Here is a 22,933-nt window from a genome sequence, read left to right on the forward strand (position 1 = left end):
CATGGACATCCTGGTCATTCTCGTGCCGCTGGCGCTGGGGCTCGGCGGCCTCGGGCTCACCGCTTTCCTCTGGTCGCTCAACACGGGACAATATGATGATCTCGACGGCGCCGCCTGGCGCGCCATCATGGATGACGCGCCGCCGGACCGCTCACGGTCCGCCGGGCCGGATCAGCCGGCCAGCGGCGCGACCACCGATTTCTCGAAGCCGATGGCGCCGGGCGCGAAGTGATGGCTGATCAGGTCGCGGCCAATGCCGCTCCAGGTGGCGAGCCGGTCTTCGGCGATGCGCGCCTGGGTGTCGTGCACTACGATGGTGGCGCAGTCCTCGTCGCGGGCGAGCTGATCGACAAAGGCGAACAGCACGTCCGGCGCCGTGCTGGCCGGCAGCTCGGCTTTCGACAGGTAGGAGATGTCCAGCCGCCGGCCGCTGCGCGGATCCGGCGTGATGCGGAACAGGCAGGCGGCATGGGCATAACCGCGCTGGTCGCTGACGACAACGCAGCCGGCGCGCCGGCGCTTGCCGCGGCCGAGCCCGGCGAGATGGCCGCGCCACGCGCTGGCCTCGATCTCGGGATAGCACAGCCGGACCAGGCCGAAGACGGCCATGGAATCCTCCGTGCCGATGATGCGGGCGTTGAACATGGGCATGCGGCTCTCACCATCCGAACTGTCTGGCGCGACGATGCGGGTGGGATCTCGTGCTGTCCTTGTCATGGATCAAGTGCCGCGGAGCCGATAAGATCTATGACTCCTTGGCCCGACCGCCGCGACGAGAGCTTCTAGGGGACATCATGGTGGAAGACCTGCTGACGACCGAGGCGTGTGCGCGCCGGAGCGAGGTCACGGATTGCGCGACCTGCGACGTGCGGGCGCTGGCGGTCTGCGCCGCCATGGCGCCCAGCGAGTTGCCCGAGCTCGACGCCATCGTCCGGCATGTCGCCCACGGCGCGAAGTCGACCTTCATTCATCAGGGCGAGGAAGCCCGGGCCGTCTTCTCGGTCACCAAAGGCGTGGTGCGGCTCTACAAGATGCTGTCGGACGGGCGGCGGCAGGTGATCGGCTTCGCCATGCCCGGTGACTTCCTGGGCCTTGCCTTGCACAATCGCTACGGCTTCTCTGCCGATGCGGTCGACGACGTGACGCTCTGCCGGTTCGATCGCGTCGAATTCGATCGGCTGATCACCGACAAGCCGCATTTCCTGCGCCGCCTGCATGAATTCGCCACCCATGAGCTGGTCATTGCCCAGGAGCAGATGATGCTGATCGGGCGGCGTTCGGCCGAGGAGCGCCTCGCGGCCTTCCTGGTCGGCATGCGCGGCCGCTGGGCCCGCATCACCGCGCCCTCGGTGACGATCCAGCTGCCGATGCAGCGCCTCGATATCGCCGACTATCTGGGGCTGACGATCGAAACGGTCAGCCGGACCCTGACCAAGCTGGCGCGCGACAAGATCATCCTGATCGTCCCCGACGCCGTCAGGGTGCTGGACGAAGGCCGGCTCGCCGCGCTGGCGCGCGGCTGAGCCGCCGGACCGGCCGGAGCCGGCCGGGCGGTTCCGCCCTCAATGCGCCATCAGCACCGGAATGGTGGTGGCGGTCAGGATGTCGCGCGTGGTGCCGCCGAGCACCCATTCCCTGAGCCGCGAGTGGCCATAGCCGCCCATGACGACGAGATCGGTCGCGCCGCGGCCGGCCTCGTCGATCAGCACCTGGGCGATGCTGCGCCCCTCGGACGCGATGGCCTTGACGTCGACCTTGCCGCCATGGCGCGTCAGGTGCCTGGCGATATCGGCGGCGGGCGCGCCGCTTTCGCTCGGGTCGGCATCGACCATGACCAGATCGACGCGGCTTGCGGCGGCGACGAAGGGCAGGGCCTCGGCCACCGCGCGCGCCGCGTCATGGGTGTCGCGCCAGGCGACCAGGATGCGCTGGATCGGTCCGCGCGCCGGCAGGCCGGGCGGCACGAACAGCGTGCCGCGGCCGCTGTCGGACAGGACGGCTTCGGCCAGCCCGTCCCAATTGGTGCCGTCGCCGCCGCGATAGGGCGCGGTGGTGATGAACAGGTCGGCCACGCGCGCCGCCGACGTCGCCGCCAGGCTGAGTTCGCCCAGGCGCTGGTCGCACCGGGCGAGCTCGACCGGCAGGCCGGAGCGGGTCAGCCGCGCCAGCAGCCGCGCCGCGGTCGCGTCGCCCTGGGTGATGGCCGCCTGTTCAAGCTCGGTGAACACGGTTGCCGCCGCAGCCGCCGCCTCCGGGGTCGCCATCATGGCGATATCGGGCATGACATTGGTATAGAGGCCGGTGACATGGGCGCCCCGGCCAGCGGCCAGAAGCTCCGCATAAGACAGCCGCGTCTCGTCCTCGACGCCGCCGTCGAGATGCACAACGATGTCCTTCACCATGTCCCGCCTCCGGTCTGCCATGCCTGTCGGCGAACGATCGCCTGGCTTTGGTCCCAGGGATCGCCTGGGCTTTTCGCCCAGGATGACATCCGGGGCCAAGACGTCGCCTTGCCCGCGACAAGCCCGGGCAAGGCGAGTTCCGCCCAGTCTAGACGCTCGAGACGCGTTTGGGATCCCGATGGGTGCCGGCTCCGCCGCATGGCGGCCCTTCGTCCGAAGCCGGCGCGGATGCCAAGATTTGGCCGTGATCCGGGTTTCGCCGATCCGACGGCGCCAGCGCGCCGCGACAGGTTGGGATCAGGCCGCCCGTTTCGGCGGCTGCAGCTTCTCGACCATGCCCTGAACCGATTGGGTCACGCTCTTGAACTCGCCGGCATAATCGGCGCTCGCGCGGTTCCAGAATTCGGTATGAAGCCGGGTCAGGGCGTCGGGGTCCTTGGCGTCGGTCAGGGCGGCGAAGAAGTCGCGCTGGGCGTCGAGCCGTTTCATCGCGAAGCTGAAGGTTTCCTCGACCAGGTGCTGGCCAGCGGTCAACACGTCGCGCTGGCTCTCCAGAAGGCTCTGCATCATCACCGGTGCCGCCGCCGCCATGGCCACCAACGTCTCGCGGCTGTCGGCAGGTTCGGACGTCGTTTCGAATTTCGGGTCTCGGCTCGCCATCGTGGCCTCCCTCGGTCGAGCGTGATCAATGCCTTGCATCCGGCCGCCGGGCGCGCGGAGCGCGTCGGCGCCGGCCGGACGCCAGACGAGCACCAGCCCTTCTTCGGCCGGGGGCCAAAGAAATTCACCCCGTCCGGACAGGGACGGGCGGCAGGCGCTGTTGCGAACGCGGCGACGATGGCGCCGGCTTTTCGGCCTTTGTGAGGCGCCGGGCGGCCCGGATCAAAATCTCCGGCCGGTCAGGTTTTCAACCGGTAGCCGGTCTTGAAGATCCAGCCGACCACCCCGATGCAGGCGGCCAGCATGAGTGCGGTCGCGCCCAGGCTGATGCCGATGTGGACGTCGGCTATGCCGAAGAAACTCCAGCGGAAACCGCTGATCAGATAGACCACCGGGTTGAACATGGCGACGTTCTGCCAGAACGGCGGCAGCACGCTGACCGGATAGAAACTGCCGCCGAGAAAGGTCAGCGGGGTGATCACCAGGAGCGGGATGACCTGCAGCTTTTCGAAGCCGTCGGCCCACACCCCGATGATGAAGCCGAACAGGCTGAAGGTCACCGCGGTCAACACCAGGAAGGCCAGCATCCAGCCGGGACGGGCGATCTGCAGCGGCACGAACAGGCCGGCGGTGGCCAGAATGATCAGGCCGAGAATGATCGACTTGGTCGCCGCCGCGCCGACATAACCGATGACGATCTCGACATAGGAAATCGGCGCCGACAGGATTTCGTAGATCGTGCCGGTGAAGCGCGGGAAATAGATGCCGAACGAGGCGTTGGCGACACTCTGGGTGAGCAGCATCAGCATGATCAGGCCGGGCACCAGGAAGGCGCCGTAGCTGATGCCCTCGATCTCGGTGATGCGCGAGCCGATGGCGGCGCCGAACACCACGAAATAGAGCGAGGTCGAAATAACCGGCGAGACGATGCTCTGCAGCAGCGTGCGGAAGGTGCGCGACATTTCGAACAGGTAGATGGCGCGGATGGCGTGCAGGTTCATGATTTTTTGCTGACCAGGTCGACGAAGATGTCCTCGAGCGAACTTTGCGTCGTGTGGAGGTCGCGGAACCGGATGCCCGCCTGGTTGAGGTCGGCGAGCAGGGCCGCGATGCCCGAGCGCTCGCGCGTGCCGTCATAGGTGTAGATCATCTCGCTGCCGTCGCCGTTCAGCGTCAGCGCGTGGTCGGAAAGCGTTTCGGGCAGGGCGTCCAGCTTGGCCGTCAATTCGAGGATCAGCTGCTTCTTGCCGAGCTTGCGCATCAGCTCGATCTTGTCTTCGACCAGGATGATCTCGCCGTGGTTGATCACGCCGATCCGGTCGGCCATCTCCTCGGCCTCTTCGATGTAATGGGTGGTCAGGATCACCGTGACGCCGGAATCCCGCAGCGTCCGGATGACCTGCCACATGTCCTTGCGCAGCTCGACATCGACGCCGGCGGTCGGCTCGTCGAGGAACAGGATCTGCGGCTCGTGCGACAGCGCCTTGGCAATCAGCACCCGGCGCTTCATGCCGCCGGACAGCGTCATGATCTTGCTGTCCCTCTTGTCCCAGAGCGACAGGTCCTTCAGCACCTTGGTGATGTGCGCGGGGTTCGCCTTCTTGCCGAACAGGCCGCGGCTGAACGACACCGTGGCCCACACCGTCTCGAAAGTGTCGGTGGCGAGCTCCTGCGGCACCAGGCCGATCATCGCGCGGGCCGCCCGGTAGTCCCTGGCGATGTCGTGGCCGTCGACGCTGACCGAGCCCGTGGATGCATTGACGATGCCGCAGATGATGCCGATCAGCGTGGTCTTGCCGGCACCGTTCGGTCCCAGCAGGGCAAAGATCTCGCCCCGCCGGATCTCCAGATTGACGGTCTTCAGCGCCTGAAAACCGGATGCATAGGTCTTGGACAGGTTGGCGACGGATATGATCGGCTGCATGGAACGAGTTTAGCCGATCCGCAACCTGGACACGAGCCCGGGCCTGCCCAAAGTCCGCTTCGGAGAACGTTTTCCTGTGGGACGGGGGCCGGGCGGGCTCATTCCGGCAGGACTTTCAAGGCGATGACGCCGCCGATGATGAGCGCCACGGCTGCCATGCGCGCCGCGCTTATCGTTTCGCCGAACAGGGCGAGCCCGGCGATGACCGAGCCGGCCGCCCCGATGCCGGTCCAGACGGCATAGGCCGTGCCGAGCGGCAGGACCTTCAGCGCCTGGGTCAGCAGTGCGAGGAAGATGACGAGGGCGGCCACCGAGGCGGCGGTCCAGCCATGGCGGCTGTAGCCGTCGGAGAGCTTGGTGGTGACGGCCCAGGCGACATCGGCGAGGCCGGACAGGATGAGCAGGGTCCAGGCGGATGCGGGCGACATGGACAGGTGATCCCTTGGGGTTCGGGCGCGGGCGCTCAGGCGAGCTTGAGCACGGCGACGCCGGTGATGATCAGGCCGACGCCGGCGAGCCGGAGGCCGGAGACCGTCCGCTGGGCGAGCCGGAACCAGCCGTTCCGGTCGACCAGGACGGACGCGAGCTGCTGGCCGGCGACCGTCAGGCCGACGGCGGCGGCCGTGCCGATGACCGGGATCGCGGTGAACAGCGTGGTGACATAGGTCGCTCCGGCAAAACCGCCGAGCCAGCCCCACCAGGGCATGGCGGCGAGGCCGGGCAGGGGCGATGTGCGCGGCTGCCGGCGGAGGGCGAGCAGCAGCCCGGACAGGCCGGCCATGGTGATCGTGGCGACGAAGAAGCTCACCGCCGCGACCGCGAAGGGCGCGCCGAGATCCTGGCGCAGAAGGGCATTGACCGCGCCCTGCACCGGCAGCACCGCGCCGGCGACGAGCGCGAACATCAACCATCCCGGATGCGGCCTGGCCGCGCCCGGACCGCCGGGCTGGCCGAACACGACCGCCGCCGCGCCCAGCAGGACCCCGAGCGTGCCGGCCAGGGTGAAGAAGCCGGGGCCGCGCGCCGGCACGCCCAGCAGCCCGAAACTGTCGAGGGCGAGCGATGCCAGCATCTGGCCGGCGATGATCAGGCCGACGCTGACCACGGCGCCGAGCCGGGGCAGCAGCAGGATGGTCGAGACGACGTAGAAGGCGCTCGCGGTGCCGCCGACGGCGTGCCACCAGGCGACGTGAGGCAGCTCGGCGAGCGCCGCGAAAGTGCCGGTGGCGAGCGCCAGCAAGGCCAGAAGTGCGGTGCCGACGATCAGTTGCAAGGTCGTCGCGGTGAACGGACTGCCGGTCGCCTTGGCGAGTTGTGCATTGGCGCCGGCCTGCACGGCGAGCAGGCCGCCGGCGACGAAAGACAGCGGGATGAAGAGCGTGTCCATGACGGATATCCTGGGGCGGCGCCCGGGGGCCGATCGCCGCTTGATGGTGGTGAGATCAGGCCAGGTCGGGCCGGTTGCCGAGGGCGGGAACGGCGAGGCCGCGCTGGACCGCCGGCCGGGCGCCGATCGTCTCGAACCAGCGGGCGAGATGCGGATAGGCGCCGAGCTCGACGCCCAGGTGCCGGAGCCCGGCATGGATCCAGGGCCAGGTCATGATGTCGGCGATGCCATAGCTCTCGCCGGCGAGGAAGGCCCGCTTGCCGAGTTCGCCGTTCAGCACGTTCAGGACGCGGGCGGTCTCTTTCTCGAACCGGCCGATGACAAAGGGGATCTTGTCCGGCGCGAAGACCTTGTAGTTCCACAACTGCCCGAGCGTCGGCCCGACATGGGCGGCCTGGAACAGCAGCCATTGCAGGGCGACCTGGCGGTCCTCCTCACTCGCCGGCACGAAGCGGCCGGAGCGCCGGGCGAGATAGGTCAGGATGGCGCCGCTCTCGACCACCGTGCGGCCCTGGTCGGGATCGACGATGACCGGGATCTTGTTGTTCGGGTTGAGCGCCAGGAAGGCCGGCTTGTGCTGGTCGCCGCGCTCGATGTCGACGACATGGACCTGGTAGGGCAGGCCGGTCTCTTCCAGCATGATCGAGGCCTTGTGCCCGTTCGGCGTCTGGTAGGTGTGCAGCTGGATAGGGGTCATCCGCGGGTTCCTGGCATATCCGGCGCGGCGCGCCGGTTCGATGCCAAGATGGTCGGTGCATAAACGCCGCGCGATCTGCGTTCGCGCCGCATATCTCTGCAAAAGCGCACAGTGACATGCTAGGTTGCACCGAAATCCACGGGGCACGACCGATGCAAGGCCCGATCGACTGGGAAGACCTGCGCTACGTTCTCGCCGTGGCCGATGCCCGCTCGCTGGCGAGCGCCGCGCGGGCGCTCGGCGTCAACCACACGACCGTGCTGCGGCGGGTCAACGCCTTCGAGCGGCGGCTCGGCCTGCGCCTGTTCGACCGCCTGCCGGCCGGCTACGCGCTGACCGGCGGCGGCGAAGAGCTGCTCGCGACGGCGCGCAGCATGTCGGCGACCGTGACGGCGCTCGAACGTCGGCTGGCCGGCCAGGACCTCCGGCTCGAGGGCACGCTCCGGGTCACCACCACCGATACGCTGATGGCCTCGGTCCTGCCGCCGCTGATCGCCCGGTTTCGCCTGGCCCATCCGGGCATCCTGATCGAGATCGCCACCGCCAATGCGCTGGCCAACCTAACCCGGCGGGATGCCGATGTGGCGATCCGGCCGGCCAGCGATCCGCCGGAAGCCCTGGTGGGCCGCCGGGTCTCGGGCATTGCCTTTGCGCTTTATGCGGCGTCCGCCGCGGTGCCGCCGCAGGGGGCCGCCCAGGACTTCGCGAACCAGGACTTCGTGAACCAGGATTTGGCGAACCACGATTTGGCGAACCGAAACTGGATCGCGCCGGACGACAGTCTGGCCTCGTCGACGATCGCCCGCTGGATGCGCGCGACCCTGCCGGGGGTGAGGATCGCGTTGCGCGCGGATTCGCTCGTGGTGATGCGCAACGCCGCGCTTGCCGGCCTCGGCGTCGCGGCGTTGCCCTGTTATCTCGGCGACCGGACGCCGGGGCTTGCCCGCATCCACGCTCCCATTGCCGCCATGGCGACCGATCTCTGGGTGCTCACCCACGAAGACCTCAGGCGTACCGGCCGGGTCAGCGCCTTCACCGAATTCATGGCGGCGGCGCTCGGCGCCGAGCGCGACCTGCTGGAGGGGCGCAGTGCCCCGTGACGGCGCGCGCCGGTCTTCCGCTATTGTCGTCATGGCCGCCATGCCGGCGCCGCAGGCCATCGCCCCGTCGATCGAATTGACAGGCGTGGAAGCCCCCCGCTAGCATTGATGACAATACGCCAATATCGCTGAACAATACGGACGCGCGAAGCCGCGACCATGATCGAGAGGGACAGCAGAGATGAGCCATCCAGCAACCGGCGAGATGTCAGGCAAGCCGGCTCCGGTCATCGATGTCGATCCCTATGCCGATGACGTGCTGAACGAGCCCTATGCCATGCATGCCGCGGTGCGCGGCGCGGGCGCGGTGTCCTATCTCAGCCGCTATGGCGTTTATGTCATGGGCCGGCATCGCGACATCCAGCCGGCGCTGAAGGACTGGGAGACCTTCTCGTCGACCGGCGGCTCGGGTCTCGCCGATATCAGGAAACCGGATGCCTGGCGGCCGGGCAGCCCGATCGTCGAGGTCGATCCGCCCGACCATACCAAGGTGCGCACCGCGCTGCAGCGGATCCTGTCGCCCGCGGTCATCCGCCAGTGGCGTGAGGAATTCGAGCGCGAGGCCGATCGCCTGGTCGTCGAGCTGGTCGAGCGCGGCGAGTTCTGCGGCGTCGACGACCTCGCCGAGACCTATGTCGCCAAGACCTTTCCCGATGCACTCGGGCTCGCCTGGTCGCCCGAGCGGCGCGCCAACCTGTTCCTGCTGGGCGAACTGAATTTCGACGGGCAGGGGCCGCGCAATGCCCGCTACGAAGCGACCCAGCGCCGGGCGGACGAGATCACCGACTGGTACAACAACAGCATGAAGCGCGAGAGCCTGGTGCCGGGCGGCTTCGGCGAGAAGATCTTCCTGGCCTCCGATGCCGGCGACATCGCGCCCGACATCGCGCCTTTGCTGGTGCGCTCCTTTCTGCGCGGCGGCCTCGACACGACCACCAGCAGCATTTCGGCGGCGCTCTGGTATCTGGCGAAAGATCCCGCGCAATGGGCGCTGCTGCGCCAGGACCCGGCGCGCGCGCGCCAGGCGCTGGAGGAGGCCATGCGGCTCGAAACCCCGATCCAGAACGTCTGCCGCCAGACCATGCGTCCGGTGGTCGTCGACGGCACGCTGATCGAGAACGACAGCAAGGTGCTGATGATCCTGGCTTCCGCCAATCGCGATCCCGATTATTGGGAACGCCCCGACGACTATGACCTGACGCGCTCGACGCTCGGCCATCTCGCGCTCGGCAACGGCATTCACATGTGCATCGGTCAGATGATCGCCCGGCTCGAAGGCGAGGCGGTGCTGAAGGCCATGGCCAACCGGGTCGGCGAAATGACGCTTGCCGGCGAGCCGACGCGCAGCCTCAACAACAACCTGCGCAGCCTCAAGACGCTGCCGCTGCACGTCAAGGCGGCTTGAGGTCGTCATGCCCGACGTCACCTTCATCCAGCCCGACGGCAAACGCGTCACGCTCGCGGTCAAGAGCGGCGACAGCGCCATGCTGGCCGCCTTGCGCAACCAGGTGCGCGGCATCGTCGCCGAGTGCGGCGGCTCCATGGCCTGCGCCACCTGCCATGTCTATGTCGACCCGGCCTGGTTCGACCGGCTCGACCCGGTTTCGCCGACCGAAGACGAAATGCTCGGCGTCACCGCCGCGCCGCGCCGGCCGAACAGCCGGCTCGCCTGCCAGATCGCCATGTCCGACGGGCTCGACGGTCTCGTGCTGGAGGTCGCCGAGGCGCAGATCTAGCTCTGGATTCGGACCATCGCGGATCAGCCTTGCGGATGCCGCCATGGCGTCCGCGCGGCCGGCGCGCCATGTCAGGCGCGCGCCATGTCATGTGAGGAAAGACGGCCAATGAGTTCGGGCATCGTTATCGTCGGCGGCGGCCAGGCCGGCCTGCAGACCGCGATCTCGCTTCGCGAAGAGGGCTATGAGGGCAAGGTCACGCTGATCGGTGCCGAAAAAAGCGTGCCTTATCAGCGCCCGCCCTTGTCCAAGGCCTTCCTGCTCGGCGCCGTCGACGAGACCGGCCTGCATCTTCGGCCGCAGGCCTTCCTGGAAAAGCTCGGCATCGATCTCGTCCAGGGCGTGGACGTGGTCGCCATCGACCGCGAGGGCCGCGCCGTGGCTCTCGCCGACGGCACGCGTCGCGCCTATGACCATCTCGTCATTGCCACCGGCGCCCGCAACCGGCTCTTGCGGGTCGACGGCGCGGAGCGTGGCGAGGTCGCCTATCTCCGCTCGATCGACGATGCCCGGGCGCTCCAGCAAAAGCTCGCCGGCGCCGCCGATATCGTGGTGATCGGCGCCGGTTTCATCGGGCTCGAATTCGCCGCCGTCGCCGCCAAGCTCGGCCGCCGCGTCCATGTCGTCGAGGCTGGCCCGCGGCTGATGGCGCGCGCGGTCAGTGGCGCTTGCGCCGGCTATTTCCAGGGCAGGCACGAGAGCTGGGGCACGGACTTTTCCTTCGATGCCCAGGTCGTGGCGATCGAGCACGATGCCGCAGGCGTCACCGGTGTCCGGCTCGGCGACGGCCGGGTGCTGAAGGCCGACCTGGTGGTCGCCGGCATTGGCGTCGTGCCCAATGCCGAGCTCGCCGCCGAGGCTGGCCTTGCCGTCGACAACGGCATTCTCGTCAATGCGCACCTGGTCACCAGCGACGCCGCGATTTCCGCGATCGGCGACTGCGCCGTCCATCCGAGCAGCTTTTCCGGCGGGATGATCCGGCTGGAATCGGTGCAGAACGCCGCGGATCAGGCGCGCACCGTCGCCGCCCGTCTCGCCGGCCGCCCGGACGCCTATCGGGCCGTGCCCTGGTTCTGGTCGGACCAGGGCGACAGCAAGCTGCAGATGGCAGGCCTCACCGCCGGCCATGACCAGGCCGTGCTGCAGGGCGCCCTGGCCGATGGCCGGTTCTCGATCTTCTGCTTCAAGGACGGCCGGTTCCTCGGCGTCGAATCGGTCAACAAGCCGGCCGACAACATGCTGGCCCGCCGCCTGCTCGCCGCCTCGCCCGACCTGACGCTCGCCGATTTCGAGGCCTGCGGTTTCGACCTGAAGACACTCGCCGGCGCCTCCGGACGTGAGGGCCGCGCGCGCGGGTGAGGGGGCTCCCTCACGAAAAAAGGCCGTGAAATCAACCCTCTCCCAAAGGGAGAGGGTGCCGGCGTAGCTGGCGGGTGAGGGGACGTCCATGTCCGGATGGGGCGGCATGCGGCGCGGGCGCCGGCTGCATCCTTAAGAGGTTACGCCCCTCACCCGGCGCCTGACGGCGCCACCCTCTCCCCATGGGAGAGGGTTGGTTCGCATGCGCTTGGCGACCAATATTCGATCGTCCCGCGACGGTTGCAGTTCCACCCGGTCGGCAACTGATCTGTCCTTGCATCCTGCCTTGGATCGTCGAACACTGCCGTGGCATCTGCCGCCAACGGAATTCGGCTAAATAGTATCGATATTCAATACGGTCGTGTTGATTTAGCTCGCCGGCTGCGACATAATTGCCCAACAAATCGGCTTCACGCGCCCATCGGCCTGATGCGCGCGCCGGCCGCAACAGCAATCTGGGCAAGGCAATGAGCAAGAACGGGCGTCTTTCACCGGTCGACGAGCGGCTGTTTCTCCAATCGGTCGCCCGCGCCCTCGACGTTCTGGAAGCCTATGCCCAGAGCCCGCGGCCGAAATCGCTCGGCGAGATCGCGGCCAGCGCCGGAGTCAACAAGAGCGCCGCCCAGCGCATCGGCCAGACTCTGCTGAGCCGTGGTTATCTCGAGCGCGCCGATGACGGCGGCCTGACGCTCGGCCGGTTGTTCCTCGACCGGTCCTTCGACTATCTGCGCTCCAATCCGCTGATCGAGCGTGCGACCCCGGTGCTGATGGATCTGCGCAAGATGGCGGGCGAGCGCGTCGATCTCAGCCTGTTCGACAGCAAGTTCGACGACCTCTCGGTGGTCTATGCCATTCGCCTGCAGAGCAAGCGCGAGACCTTCTATGCGACGCTCGCCGGCCGCCGCATCCCGACCTTCACCTCGTCGGGCGGTCGCGCCTGCCTGGCGCTGCTGCCTGACGAACAGGTGCAGGACATTCTCGACCGTTCGGAAAAGCGGCCGATGACCCAGAAGACCATCACCGATATCGACAGGGTCTGGGACAAGATCCGCGAAATCCGCCGCGAGGGCTATTCCTACGCGGTGGAAGAGGCCCTGATCGGCGAGATCGTGCTGGCCGCGGCGATCAAGAACAATGCCGGTCATCCCGTCGGCGCGGTGCACATCGCCGGCTCGCTCAGCGAATGGTCGGTGGAAGACTTCCGCAAGCGCTTCGCGCCGCTCGCCATCGAGGCCGCCCGCGCGCTCAGTACTTAAGATTGGTGGGCTGGCGCATCAAACTCCCAACGACGGGGACGGCAGTGCTGGACGTCACCCCCGGCGCCCGAGCGTAGCGAGGGCGGGAAGGGGGTTCAGGAGTCCACAGGCCGCGCTCTCCGCACCAACGTTCAGGTGGTTTCGCGGCGTCGACGGACAAGCCCTGCAACCCCTGGATTCCCTTCCCCTCGTCCCGGCAGAAGCGAGGGCTTCTGCCGGGCTCGGCCGGGAATGACGTAGAGATTTTTTTGGCTTCGTCGAGCCCGGACCGACGCGATGCCTTCCGCACGGGCGCGGCGACGTGCCCCTGGAATCGTGTGACGGTCGGTGCGGCTAAGCTCCCGCCCGAACCGCTTACTCCGCCGCCGCCTTCAGCGACAGCATGGCCCAGCCCGGCCAGACGCCCGAGGCGGCGCGCTGGTATTGCGGGGCGATGTCGATCTTGGCGCCGAGCACATGGGCGGCGTCCCAGGGCCAGCGCGGATTGGCGAGGGCCGCCCGGGCAATGGCGATCAGGTCGGCCTGGCCCGAGGCGACGATTTCCTCGGCCTGTTCCGGCGTGACGATCAGGCCGACGGCGCGCACGGGAATGCCGGCCTCGCGCTTGACCTGTTCGGCGAAGGCGACCTGGTAGCCGGGGCCGACCACCACCTTCTGGCTCGGATCGAGCGCGCCGCTCGACACGTCGACATAGTGGCAGCCGCGCTGCTTCAACGCCCGGGCGAAGGCCGAGGCCTCGTCCGGCGTGATGCCGCCGTCGATCCAGTCGGAGCCGGTGAGCCGGACGCCGAGCGTCACGCCGGGGGCGGCGGCGCGCACCGCTTCGAACACCTCGAGCGGAAAGCGCAGCCGGTTTTCCAGCGCGCCGCCATAGGCGTCGCTCCGCCGATTGCTGATCGGCGACAGGAACTGGTGCAGCAGATAGCCATGGGCGGCGTGCAACTCGATCAGGTCGAAGCCGGCGCGGACCGCTCGGGCCGCCGCATCGGCGAAGGCCGCCCGGATGCGGACGAGATCGGCGGCCTCGGCGGCGCGCGGCACCGGGCCGCTGCCGAAGGCGATGGCGGAAGGCGCCAGTGTCGGCCAGCCGCCGTCCTCCGGCAGGATCGGCTGGCCGCCGAGCCAGTGGACGGCGGTCGAGCTCTTGCGGCCGCCATGGAACAGCTGGATGCCGAACCTGGCCGGCGCATAGGCGCGGATCGAAGCCAGGACGCGCGCCAGATTGGCTTCGTTGTCGTCGTTATAGAGGCCGATATCGCCAGCGGTCGGGCGTCCGTCGGCCTCGACCGCTGTCGCCTCGATCATGACCAGGCCGGCGCCCGAGGTGGCGAGCGTGCCCCAGTGGATCAGGTGCCAGTCGGTCGGGTTGCCGTCGACGGCGCTATATTGCGCCATCGGGGCAATGGCGATGCGGTTCGCATAGGTGTGCGGGCCGAGCGTGATCGGGGTGAACAGCTTGCTGGTCATCCGGCTATCCAGGGCATGAGAACGGGCAGGGCGGCCGGGTCACGGCCGCCCCTCGTGACGGGAAGATGGGTGGTCAGCCGGCGGCGGCGGCGTCCGTGCGGGCGGATGCCGGCTTCAGCGTGATCCGCTGGATCGTCGCGGCATCGACCGCCGCGCGCGAATAGACGAAGGGCACGAATTCACCCTTGGCCCATTTCACCGAGAGGTCGCGGTAATGCGGCGACCGGCTGTCGCCGGACTGACCCGGCGCGTTGATGCAGAAGCTCGCATCCCAATTGCCGACATCCAGCACGAAGCGCACCGAGGCGCCGGTCGTCACGCGGAAATCCTGCGGCCGGTAGGCGGCATGCATGACGGTGGAGGCGCTGCCGCCCTTGGCCAGCGGGCCGACATCGAGGCTTTTTGCGGCCTCGGCCCCGGCGATCGCGCTCAGGGAATGTTCGAAATAGCCATGATGCAGCTGGCCCCACTGCCAGGCCTCGGGATCCGGCCCCAGCCGGGCGAGGCCGTCGCGATAGGCGGCGGCGAGCGTCTCCGCGAGCATCCGGTCGCGGCCGGCGACCGGGTCGGCGCCAAACTGGGCGCCGGGCTGTTCCAGCGCCTGCAGCATGCCTTCGACATCGCCGGGCGCCATCAGGGCGCGCAGGCGCTTGTCCGGCACGAACAGGATGAGCAAAGCCGGCTTCAGGTGCTTGGTGAACCAGAGCTCGGAGAGCGCGCCGGCGGCCGAATCGGCATGCAGCGCATTGTCCCAGGTGACCAGCATCGTGCGTGCGGCGGCGAGATCGGCGTCGGCGTCGGGCTGGATCGCCTGGACCAGCTTCTGCAGCCGGCGTGCCGGCACGGAAACGACGTCGGCCTGCAGCGCCAGCGAGGCGGCGATCGTGTGCTTGGCCGCCTTGCCGGCCTGGCCGAACACCTCCTGGAGACGCACGGCCCGGCTGTTTTCCAGCCATTCGTAGCCGACCCGGGTCTTTTCGTGGTCCCAGTCGGGGGGCATGTTGGCTTCGTTGGCGGTGGCGACGAAGCCCGCTGCCGGATTGATCGCCTGCGGCATGTCGTCGAGATCGACGAAACCGTCCCACTCGAATCGGCCGTCGCCGGGAATCGGCAGCAAGCCGTCCCAGTTGCGCCGGATCGGCGTCATTCCGAAGGGCAGCCAAGCGATGGCGCCCTCGGTGTCGGCATAGAGGTGGTTCAGCGACGGCGTGGCGAAGCGGCGGATCGCCGAACGGAATTCGCCGAGGTTCTTCGCCCGCATCGACGACAGGCCGCCGAGATAGGCGGCCGCGCCCGGCTCGAACCAGACCGAGCGGATGGCGAAGGCGATGCGCTTGCCGGCATCGGCGAAGAGCACCGGCCCGTGGCGGGTGAAGCGCAGCTGGCGCACCTGGTCGGCCGCGCCCTTGACCTGGAAGCGCTCCTCGACGATCTCCATGTCGACCCATTCGCCATTGTAGCGGTAGCGGTCGGGACGTCCCGGTTCGGTCTCATAGACATAGATGTCTTCCTGGTCCGAGCCGAAGATCGTCTGGGTGAAGGCGATCGTGCCGTTATGGCCCATCGAAATGCCGGGAACCGCCGGTTCGCCGGCGCCGATCACGTCGAGGCCCGGCGCGCTCAGGTGGACGAGATAACGCAGCGACGGCACCGCGTGGGTGCGGTGCGGGTCGCCGGCCATCACCGGGCGACCGGTCTCGGTCCGCTCGGGCGCCACCACCCAGTTGTTCGAACCGGTCCAGGTGTGCTCGCTGACCACCTCGGCGAGGTCGTTCAGCTTGACCCAGTGGCCGGCGTCCTCAAGCCTCGCGGCGAGGCGCTCGGAGGAAAAGGTCACCCCGGCGGTGGCGAGCTTGAACAGGTCCAGCACTTCGACCGGCACGTCGCGCAAGTCGACATCGCCGGCATTGCCCGGGACCACATGCGGCTCCAGGTTCTTGCGCAAAAGGTCCGTGGCATCGCCATAGGCCGAGACGATGCTGGCGCGCAGCACCTCCGACAGGGCGTTGCGGGTGAGCGCGTGGCTGCGGATGCGCACCACGTCCTCAGCCTGCCACTTGGCCGGCTTGCTGTTCGCCAGGGCGAATTCCGGCGGCAGGCGCGCCGGCTCGCGCTCGGTCAGCTCGACATAGGCGTTGATGCCGCGGACGAAGGCCTGGAAGATCTCCTCGGCATCCGGCGCATAGCTGACCCATTCCCGGGCCATGTCGCCACGGAACAGGAAGGCGCGCGAGGCCTGGTCCTGGGCGAGATAGCCCGGTCCGAAATCGCGGGCGAGCAGGCCGAGGCCACGCTTGCGCCAAAGATCGATCTGCCAGAGCCGGTCGCGGGCCGCGTTGAAGCCTTGCAGAAAGAACAGATCCGCCTGGTTCTCGGCGCGCAGATGCGGAATGCCCCAGCGATCGACCAGGATCTCGGCCTGGCCGGACAGGCCTTCGATGGCAATGATCTCGTCATCCGTGACGATGTGGGTCGGCTTGGACATGGAATTTCCCGGGCTTGGATGGGCGCTTGCGCCGGCCTGCCTTCGCTTCGGCCAACACTGATCGCATCGAACAACAATACGATCGACTTGTTAGTGAATATGATTGTCGCAGATCTCGGTTCTGCGCAAGAGGGCCGCCTTGTGCCCCGAGATCATGCTGCAACTGCTAACAAATTGTGCGATGCAGCAAGAAAAAGCCATTTGACAGGTACCGGGGTCCGTAGCAGGTTAGCGATATAACCGTATCGTTAGACAATATAAACTTCTCAACCGAGGGTACGATCATGGCGTCACTGTCTCGCCGTCACATGCTCACCATTCTGGGCGCGAGCGTTGCCGCTCCGGCCATCGTCAGGGCGCAGGAAACCGGCCCGATCAAGATCGGCGGCATGCTGCCGCTGTCCGGCCCGGCCAGCATCGAGGGCCACCAGATCATTCTCGGCCTGCAGTTCGCGGTCGAGGAAGCCAATGCCCGGGGCGGCGTGTTCGGCCGCAAGCTCGAGCTCGTCATGGAAGACGACGAGAGCAACTCGACCAAGGGCGTCACCGCCGTGCGCAAGCTGATCGAGCGCGAGAAGGTGCCGTTCATCATCGGCACCTATGCCACCGCCGTGGCCTCGGCCGGCTCCAAGGTCGCCCGCGAGTACAAGGTGCCGATGCTGTCGGGCGGTTCGACCGGCGCGGTCGCCACCGATGAGAACCCGCCCGGCGATCCCTGGTTCTTCCGCGCCTGGCCCGACAGCAACGGTCAGGGCGAGGGCACCGCGCAGGACATCATCCGCGTGCTCAAGAAGACCAAGATCGCGATCATCCACGACAACACCAATTACGGTGTGACGCTGGCCGAGCAGGTGACCAAGGTCGCCGGCGCCGAGGGCGGCACGATCGTCTCCAAGGACAGCTACAATGCCGGCGAGCAGGACTTCTCGTCCATGCTGACCAAGCTCAGGACGCTGCGTCCCGAGGCGGTCTATATCGGCGGCTGGGCCGGCGACGGCGCCAATATCGTGCGCCAGGCGGCCGAAGTCGGCCTGCGCACCCAGTTCATCGGTTCGGGCTCCATGCTGTCGGATGATTTCATCCGCCTGGCCGGTCCGGCTTCCGAGGGCTTCGCGGTTGCCACGCTCTATGAAAGCACCACCCCGAACGAGGTCGGGCGTGCCTTCGGCGACCGGTTCCGCGCCAAGCACAAGGCCGAGGCCAATACCTTCAACTCGCTCGGCTTCGATTCGACCTCGATCGCCATCGAGGCGATGCGCCGGGTCGGCAAGGCCGACGGCGCCGAGATCCAGAAGATGCTGAAGTCCGGCATGAAGGATTTCGCCATTGCCCAGGGTCCGGCCGGCACCACGGCGGCCTTCAACGCCAAGGGCAGCGTCGATTTCCGCTGCTTCCTCGCCATCGTCCGCAACGGCCGGCGCACCTTGTCGCCGACCGGCTGAGGCATCGGCTCCGTCCTGCCGCCGGCACCGGTTCGCCTGATCGAACCGGTGCCGGCGCGCGTGACGGGCTGACCGGATTTCTTTTTGGGGCAGGGCGCTCCTCCGCCAGACGGCGCGAGGCACGGCCCGAGGACCACGCACGTGTTCGATATCGATCTTTTCCTGCAATATCTCGCCAATGGCGTCGTCATCGGCAGCACCTATGTGCTTGTCGCCGTCGGCTTGACGCTCATTTTCGGCATCCTGGGCGTGGTCAACTTCGCCCATGGCGAGTTCTACATGCTCGGCGCCTATGCCGGCATCACCGCCGTCACCATGTTCGGCGTGCCGATCTGGCTGGCGCTCGGCTTCGTGCTGGTCTTTTCGGCGGCACTCGGCTTCGGCGCGGAGGCGATCCTGCACCGGCCCATGAAGAACCGGGACGCCACCAGTTCGATCATCTCGTCCTTTGGCCTGGCGGTGGCGCTGCAGAATGCCGCCCTGCTGGTGCTCGGGCCGCAGCCGCAATTGCTGCGCACCAATCTTTCCAACGTGCCGGTCGAAATCGGCCCGGTGTTCCTGCCGCTGCAGCGCCTCTTGATCCCGATCTCCATGGTCGTGCTGATCACCGTGCTCTATTTGGTGCTGCGCTACACCTGGACCGGCCGCAGCCTGCGCGCCATGTCGCAGCACGCGACGGTGGCCAGGCTCTGCGGCGTCCGGGTCGAGCGTGTCGCGGTCGTCACCTTCATGGTCGGCGCGGCGCTCGCCGGTGTCGCCGGTCTGCTGATGTCCTCGGTCTTCCTGGTCCATCCGCTGATCGGCAACATGATCGTGCTCAAGGCCTTCACCGTGGTCATCCTCGGCGGCATGGGCAATGTCGCGGGAGCGGCCGCCGCCGGCCTGCTGCTCGGCGTCGCCGAATCCTTCACCTCGGCCTATCTCGCCAACAGCCTGCGCGACATCATCGGTTTCGTCATGGTCATCGCGGTGCTGCTGTTCCGTCCCCAGGGCCTGTTCGGCAAGGCGGTGGAGCGGTCATGAAGAACCTCATCCTGGCACTTGTCGCGATCGCGCTTCTCGCGGTCGCACCGCTCGGGCTCGGCGGTTATGAGGTCAATGTCCTCATGATCATCCTGCTCTACGTCATCCTGGCTGTCGGCCTCGACCTGGTGTCGGGCTATTGCGGCCAGTTCTCCTTCGCGCAAGGCGCGTTCTACGGCATCGGCGCCTATACCACCGCCATCATGTCGCGCGACCTGGGCACCAGCTTCTGGGTCAACCTGCCGGCCGGCATCTGCATCGCCGGCCTGTTCGGCCTCATCCTGGGCATTCCCGCGCTGCGCCTGAAGGGTCACTTCCTGGCCATCGTGACGATCGCCTTCCAGACCATCGTCTATCTCACCATCTCGCAATGGACCTCGTTCACCGGCGGCCAGACCGGCCTCGGCGTGCCGCCGGTCGGTCCGGTCAGCCTCTTCGGCGTCACCCTGTTCGAGATCGGCAGCCTCCGGTCCTACTACTGGCTGACGCTCGGCGTGGCGGTGGTGGCCTTGGCCATTGCCTGGCGCTTCGTCCACTCCCGGCTCGGCCGCGAATGGGTCGCCATTCGCGACGATGAGACGCTGGCCGCCGCCGTCGGCCTCGACACCACGCGTGCCAAGCTCACCGCCTTCGTCGCGTCCGCGGCCATGGCGGGCGCGGCCGGGGTGGTCACGGCGCATGCGCTGCGCGGCGTCACCCCTGACGATTTCACCATCTGGATCTCGGCGACCGTGGTCGCGATGATGGTGGTCGGCGGCAAGGGCACCTTCATCGGCCCGATGATCGGCGCGGCGCTCCTGACCTCCATGCCGGAGTTTCTCGGCCGCTTCGCCGAATACAAGATGTTCATCTTCGGCGTGCTGCTGGTGATCACCATCACCTTGCTGCCCGAGGGCATTGTCGGCCGCTTCAAACGACTGCGGGAGGGCTGATCATGGACAAGGTTGCGCCCATTCACGAAGCTCCCATTCTCGAAGCCAAGGGCATCACCAAACGTTTCGGCGGCGTCGTCGCCGTCAACGATGTCAGCCTCACCGTGGGCAAGGGCCGGATCGTCGGCCTGATCGGGCCGAACGGCTCGGGCAAGTCGACCATGGTCAACCTGGTCACCGGCGAACTCAGGCCGGACCAGGGCGAATTCCGCTTCAACGGCCAGGCCATCACCGCCGAGCCGTCCTACAAGCGGGCGCGCGCCGGCATGGCCCGGTCGTTCCAGATGCTCCGGCTGTTCCACTCGCTGAGCGTCGAGGACAACCTCCTGCTCGCCCACCATATCCGCATGAAGTCCAGCCTCATCGACACCGTCACCTTGCGCCGCCGGGCGATCGAGGAAGAACAGGCGGTCAGGGCGCGGGCGCGCGAAATGCTCGCCTGGTTCGACCTGGAGAAGTTCGCGCCCAATCCGGTTTCGGCACTGTCCATCGGCCAGCAGCGCATGGTCGAGCTCGCCCGCGGCATGATGAGCGAGCCGACCCTGTTCGTGCTCGACGAGCCGGCCGCCGGCCTGTCGCCGCCCAATGTCGACCGACTGATCACGCTGATCCGTCGCATGCGCGACGAGTTCGGCATGAGCATCCTGCTGGTCGAGCATGTCATGCGTGTCGTGCGCGACCTCTGCGACGAGGTCGTCGTGCTGGATTCCGGCGTCAAGATCGCCGAGGGCCTGCCGGAAGTGGTGGTGAAGGATCCGGTTGTCGTCGAAGCCTATATCGGATCGGGATGGAAGCGCCGTGCTCAAGCTTGACAAGATCGTCGCGGGCTATGGCCGCACCCGCATTCTCCACGGTGTCGACCTGCATGTGCCGAAGGGCGGGCTGGTGGCGCTGCTCGGCGGCAACGGCACCGGCAAATCGACCACGCTGAAGGCGATCGCCGGCCTGGTGAAGGTCCAGGAAGGCCAGGTCCTGCTTGACGGCAAGGACATCGACCCGGTGCCGGCCGAACAGCGCTCGGCGCTCGGCCTGTCGCTGGTGCCCCAGGGCAAGGAGGTCTTCGCCGGCATGAGCGTCGAGGAGAACCTCCTGATGGGCGCCTATCACCGGCGCAAGCACCGCCAGGAGATCGCCGAGGACCTGGAGAGCGTCTACCAGCGCTTCAAGCGGCTGCGCGAGCGCCGCAAGGTCAATGCCGGCATGCTGTCCGGCGGCGAGCGCCAGATGCTGTCCATCGGCCGCTCGCTGATGGCCCGGCCGACCATGCTGCTGCTCGACGAACCCTCGGCGGCGCTCGCGCCGCGCGTCGTCGAGGAGATCGCGGAAGCCATCCTGTCGCTGCGCGAGCTCGGCCTGACCTTGCTGCTGGTCGAGCAGAATGTCGGCATGGCGCTCGATATCGCCGACTACATCTACGTCATCCGCGGCGGCCGCATCGCCTATGAGCGCGCGGTGGGCGACGGCGTGGCGATGGAAGAACTCCAGGAATTCTATCTCGGTGGGAAAGACCATGACTGATCGGTTCCAGGGACGGGTCGCCGCGATCACCGGCGCCGCCGGCGGGTTGGGGCGCGCCACCGCCGCCATGCTGGCCAAGGAGGGCGCCCGCGTCCTGCTGTTCGACCGCGACGCGGAAGGCCTGAAACAGACCGCCGCACTCTGCCCGGGGTCGATTTCGGTGACGGGCGACGCCGCCTCCGCCGCCGATGTCGCGCGCGCGGCGCAAGTGGCGCGCGCCGAACTGGGGCCTGTGGAATTGCTGGCGGTCGCCGCCGGCATTGTCGGCCCGGCCAAGATCGCCATCGATGTCGACGAAGCCGAGTTCGACCGGGTCTTCGCCATCAATGTGAAGGGCAGCTGGCTCGCCGCCAAGCATTTCATCCCGCAGATGCGCGAGATCGGCCGCGGCTCCGTCGTGCTGTTTTCCTCCACCGCCGGTCTCGTCGGCTCGCCGCGCCTCTCGGTCTATTCGGCCTCCAAGGGCGCGGTGACCATGCTCACCCGGAGCCTCGCCAAGAACCATGCGGCCGAGAACATCCGGGTCAATTGCGTCTGCCCCGGCACCATCGATACCGCCATGGCCTATGCCTCGATTTCGCAAGCCGGCGATGCCGCCGCGCAAGCCGAGGCCGAAGCCTTCCAGAAGGCCCAGCACCCGATGAACCGCTTCGGCACCGCCGACGAGGTCGCCGGCGCCGTGCTTTATCTGCTCAGCGACGCCGCCGGTTTCACCACCGGCGTCGCGCTGCCCGTCGATGGAGGTCGCGTTGCCTGATCCGACACGCTTTGCCGGCAAAGTCGCCATTGTCACCGGTGCCGCCCGCGGCATCGGCGCCGCCACCGCCCGGCGTTTCGCCGCCGAGGGCGCGCACGTGCTGCTGGTCGACGTCATCGCCGAAGTGAACGACACCGCCAAGGCGATCGGCGCGCAGGCGCTCATCGTCGACATCACCGCCCGCGACGCTGGCGAGACCATCGTCCAGGCCGCGCTGAAGGCCTTCGGCCGCATCGACATCCTCGTCAACAATGCCGGCATCGGCGGCTCCAAGCGGCTGGCCGATTCCGACGACGCGCTGATCGACCGGATCATCGACACCAATCTGAATTCCATGCTGCGGGTGACCCGCGCCGTCGTTCCGCACCTGCCGCGGCCCGGCGGCCGCATCGTCAATATTTCCTCGATCTTCGGCCTGGTCGGCTATCCCGGAACCACGGCCTATGCGGTGGCCAAGGCCGGCGTCGCCCATTTCACCCGCCAACTCGCCGGCGAGCTCGCCCCCGAGGGCATCCTGGTCAATGCGGTGGCGCCCGGCGTGGTCGAGACGCCGATGACCGCGGCGCGGCTGAAGGACCCGCATTACATCCGCCTGCAGGTCCAGCCGACCCCGGTCGGCCGGGTCGGCACGCCGGAGGAACAGGCCGCCGTCATCGCTTTCCTCGCCTCCGACGACGCCTCCTTCGTCGCCGGCGTGGTCATCCCCGTCGACGGCGGATATACGGCCGCGCGGCATACGCCGGCGGTGAGTAGCGAATAGCGAATGGGGAATAGCGAGTGGCGAATAG

General features: G+C 67.7%; 23 protein-coding genes and 1 pseudogene. 14 read left to right on the plus strand and 10 right to left on the minus strand.

Features of this window, described 5'->3' with window-relative positions; all coding sequences use genetic code 11:
* Position 1: 1 nt before the first annotated feature.
* A pseudogene (gene ccoS / locus AC07WJ_RS25490) lies at positions 2-154 on the plus strand (cbb3-type cytochrome oxidase assembly protein CcoS); the annotation flags it as partial.
* A 17-nt stretch (positions 155-171) separates the two neighbouring features.
* Here ccoS and AC07WJ_RS25495 read toward each other — a convergent pair.
* Positions 172-651: a hypothetical protein gene (locus AC07WJ_RS25495; protein WP_494937475.1), complete on the minus strand. Its 480-nt coding sequence runs from the start codon at positions 649-651 to the stop codon at positions 172-174.
* 143 nt (positions 652-794) lie between these two features.
* Between AC07WJ_RS25495 and AC07WJ_RS25500 the strand changes: the two genes are divergently transcribed.
* On the plus strand, positions 795-1,523 hold the full coding sequence (locus AC07WJ_RS25500) for a Crp/Fnr family transcriptional regulator (protein WP_494937476.1): 729 nt from the start codon (positions 795-797) through the stop codon (positions 1,521-1,523).
* Between the two features lie 39 nt (positions 1,524-1,562).
* Here AC07WJ_RS25500 and AC07WJ_RS25505 read toward each other — a convergent pair whose 3' ends face one another.
* From AC07WJ_RS25505 to AC07WJ_RS25535, 7 genes are all read right to left on the minus strand, one after another.
* Positions 1,563-2,402 (minus strand): universal stress protein, encoded by an 840-nt coding sequence (locus tag AC07WJ_RS25505; protein ID WP_494937477.1) that lies wholly within the window; start codon positions 2,400-2,402, stop codon positions 1,563-1,565.
* Positions 2,403-2,699: 297 nt separating this feature from the next.
* Entirely contained in the window at positions 2,700-3,062 is a 363-nt protein-coding gene (locus tag AC07WJ_RS25510; RefSeq protein ID WP_494937478.1) for a phasin family protein, read from the minus strand.
* A 239-nt stretch (positions 3,063-3,301) separates the two neighbouring features.
* Entirely contained in the window at positions 3,302-4,063 is a 762-nt protein-coding gene (locus AC07WJ_RS25515) for an ABC transporter permease (RefSeq protein WP_494937479.1), read from the minus strand.
* The gene (locus AC07WJ_RS25520) at positions 4,060-4,986 is read right to left on the minus strand and encodes an ABC transporter ATP-binding protein (protein WP_494937480.1); all 927 of its coding nucleotides are present in this window, start codon (positions 4,984-4,986) and stop codon (positions 4,060-4,062) included. The genes AC07WJ_RS25515 and AC07WJ_RS25520 overlap by 4 nt, the downstream gene beginning before the upstream one ends.
* A gap of 98 nt (positions 4,987-5,084) precedes the next feature.
* The gene (locus AC07WJ_RS25525; protein WP_494937481.1) at positions 5,085-5,414 is read right to left on the minus strand and encodes a DMT family transporter; all 330 of its coding nucleotides are present in this window, start codon (positions 5,412-5,414) and stop codon (positions 5,085-5,087) included.
* A gap of 35 nt (positions 5,415-5,449) precedes the next feature.
* Positions 5,450-6,373, minus strand: coding sequence for a DMT family transporter (locus AC07WJ_RS25530; RefSeq protein ID WP_494937482.1), 924 nt, complete (start codon positions 6,371-6,373; stop codon positions 5,450-5,452).
* Between the two features lie 55 nt (positions 6,374-6,428).
* The gene (locus AC07WJ_RS25535; RefSeq protein WP_494937483.1) at positions 6,429-7,070 is read right to left on the minus strand and encodes a glutathione S-transferase family protein; all 642 of its coding nucleotides are present in this window, start codon (positions 7,068-7,070) and stop codon (positions 6,429-6,431) included.
* Between the two features lie 152 nt (positions 7,071-7,222).
* On the opposite strand from AC07WJ_RS25535, the gene AC07WJ_RS25540 reads away from it, so the two are divergent.
* The 5 genes from AC07WJ_RS25540 (at position 7,223) to AC07WJ_RS25560 (ending at position 12,521) form a co-directional block, all read left to right on the plus strand.
* Entirely contained in the window at positions 7,223-8,170 is a 948-nt protein-coding gene (locus tag AC07WJ_RS25540; protein ID WP_494937484.1) for a LysR family transcriptional regulator, read from the plus strand.
* 181 nt (positions 8,171-8,351) lie between these two features.
* Positions 8,352-9,575: a cytochrome P450 gene (locus AC07WJ_RS25545; RefSeq protein WP_494937485.1), complete on the plus strand. Its 1,224-nt coding sequence runs from the start codon at positions 8,352-8,354 to the stop codon at positions 9,573-9,575.
* A gap of 7 nt (positions 9,576-9,582) precedes the next feature.
* Positions 9,583-9,906 (plus strand): 2Fe-2S iron-sulfur cluster-binding protein, encoded by a 324-nt coding sequence (locus AC07WJ_RS25550; protein WP_494937486.1) that lies wholly within the window; start codon positions 9,583-9,585, stop codon positions 9,904-9,906.
* Between the two features lie 108 nt (positions 9,907-10,014).
* Positions 10,015-11,265: an NAD(P)/FAD-dependent oxidoreductase gene (locus AC07WJ_RS25555; protein ID WP_494937487.1), complete on the plus strand. Its 1,251-nt coding sequence runs from the start codon at positions 10,015-10,017 to the stop codon at positions 11,263-11,265.
* 467 nt (positions 11,266-11,732) lie between these two features.
* Positions 11,733-12,521, plus strand: a complete 789-nt coding sequence (locus AC07WJ_RS25560; RefSeq protein ID WP_494937488.1) for an IclR family transcriptional regulator — start codon at positions 11,733-11,735, stop codon at positions 12,519-12,521.
* A 354-nt stretch (positions 12,522-12,875) separates the two neighbouring features.
* Here AC07WJ_RS25560 and AC07WJ_RS25565 read toward each other — a convergent pair whose 3' ends face one another.
* Together AC07WJ_RS25565 and AC07WJ_RS25570 are read right to left on the minus strand one after the other, a co-directional pair.
* Complete coding sequence (locus AC07WJ_RS25565) at positions 12,876-13,988, minus strand: NADH:flavin oxidoreductase/NADH oxidase (RefSeq protein WP_494937489.1); 1,113 nt, start codon at positions 13,986-13,988, stop codon at positions 12,876-12,878.
* Between the two features lie 73 nt (positions 13,989-14,061).
* A complete protein-coding gene (locus tag AC07WJ_RS25570; RefSeq protein WP_494937490.1) occupies positions 14,062-16,473 on the minus strand; it encodes a penicillin acylase family protein in 2,412 nt (803 codons plus the stop codon).
* Positions 16,474-16,757: 284 nt separating this feature from the next.
* Here AC07WJ_RS25570 and AC07WJ_RS25575 point away from each other — a divergent pair, with 284 nt between their 5' ends.
* From AC07WJ_RS25575 to AC07WJ_RS25605, 7 genes are all read left to right on the plus strand, one after another.
* Complete coding sequence (locus AC07WJ_RS25575; RefSeq protein WP_494937491.1) at positions 16,758-17,915, plus strand: ABC transporter substrate-binding protein; 1,158 nt, start codon at positions 16,758-16,760, stop codon at positions 17,913-17,915.
* 141 nt (positions 17,916-18,056) lie between these two features.
* Complete coding sequence (locus tag AC07WJ_RS25580; RefSeq protein WP_494937492.1) at positions 18,057-18,938, plus strand: branched-chain amino acid ABC transporter permease; 882 nt, start codon at positions 18,057-18,059, stop codon at positions 18,936-18,938.
* The gene (locus AC07WJ_RS25585; protein WP_494937493.1) at positions 18,935-19,870 is read left to right on the plus strand and encodes a branched-chain amino acid ABC transporter permease; all 936 of its coding nucleotides are present in this window, start codon (positions 18,935-18,937) and stop codon (positions 19,868-19,870) included. Before AC07WJ_RS25580 ends, AC07WJ_RS25585 begins: the two co-directional genes overlap by 4 nt.
* A 2-nt stretch (positions 19,871-19,872) precedes the next feature.
* Positions 19,873-20,682, plus strand: coding sequence for an ABC transporter ATP-binding protein (locus tag AC07WJ_RS25590; RefSeq protein WP_494937494.1), 810 nt, complete (start codon positions 19,873-19,875; stop codon positions 20,680-20,682).
* On the plus strand, positions 20,669-21,388 hold the full coding sequence (locus tag AC07WJ_RS25595; protein WP_494937495.1) for an ABC transporter ATP-binding protein: 720 nt from the start codon (positions 20,669-20,671) through the stop codon (positions 21,386-21,388). The genes AC07WJ_RS25590 and AC07WJ_RS25595 overlap by 14 nt, the downstream gene beginning before the upstream one ends.
* Positions 21,381-22,145, plus strand: a complete 765-nt coding sequence (locus tag AC07WJ_RS25600) for an SDR family NAD(P)-dependent oxidoreductase (RefSeq protein ID WP_494937496.1) — start codon at positions 21,381-21,383, stop codon at positions 22,143-22,145. The genes AC07WJ_RS25595 and AC07WJ_RS25600 overlap by 8 nt, the downstream gene beginning before the upstream one ends.
* Positions 22,138-22,905: an SDR family NAD(P)-dependent oxidoreductase gene (locus AC07WJ_RS25605; protein WP_494937497.1), complete on the plus strand. Its 768-nt coding sequence runs from the start codon at positions 22,138-22,140 to the stop codon at positions 22,903-22,905. The genes AC07WJ_RS25600 and AC07WJ_RS25605 overlap by 8 nt, the downstream gene beginning before the upstream one ends.
* Positions 22,906-22,933 lie beyond the last annotated feature (28 nt).

The sequence above is a fragment of the Phreatobacter sp. GW821-FHT04C01 genome, assembly GCF_059420385.1.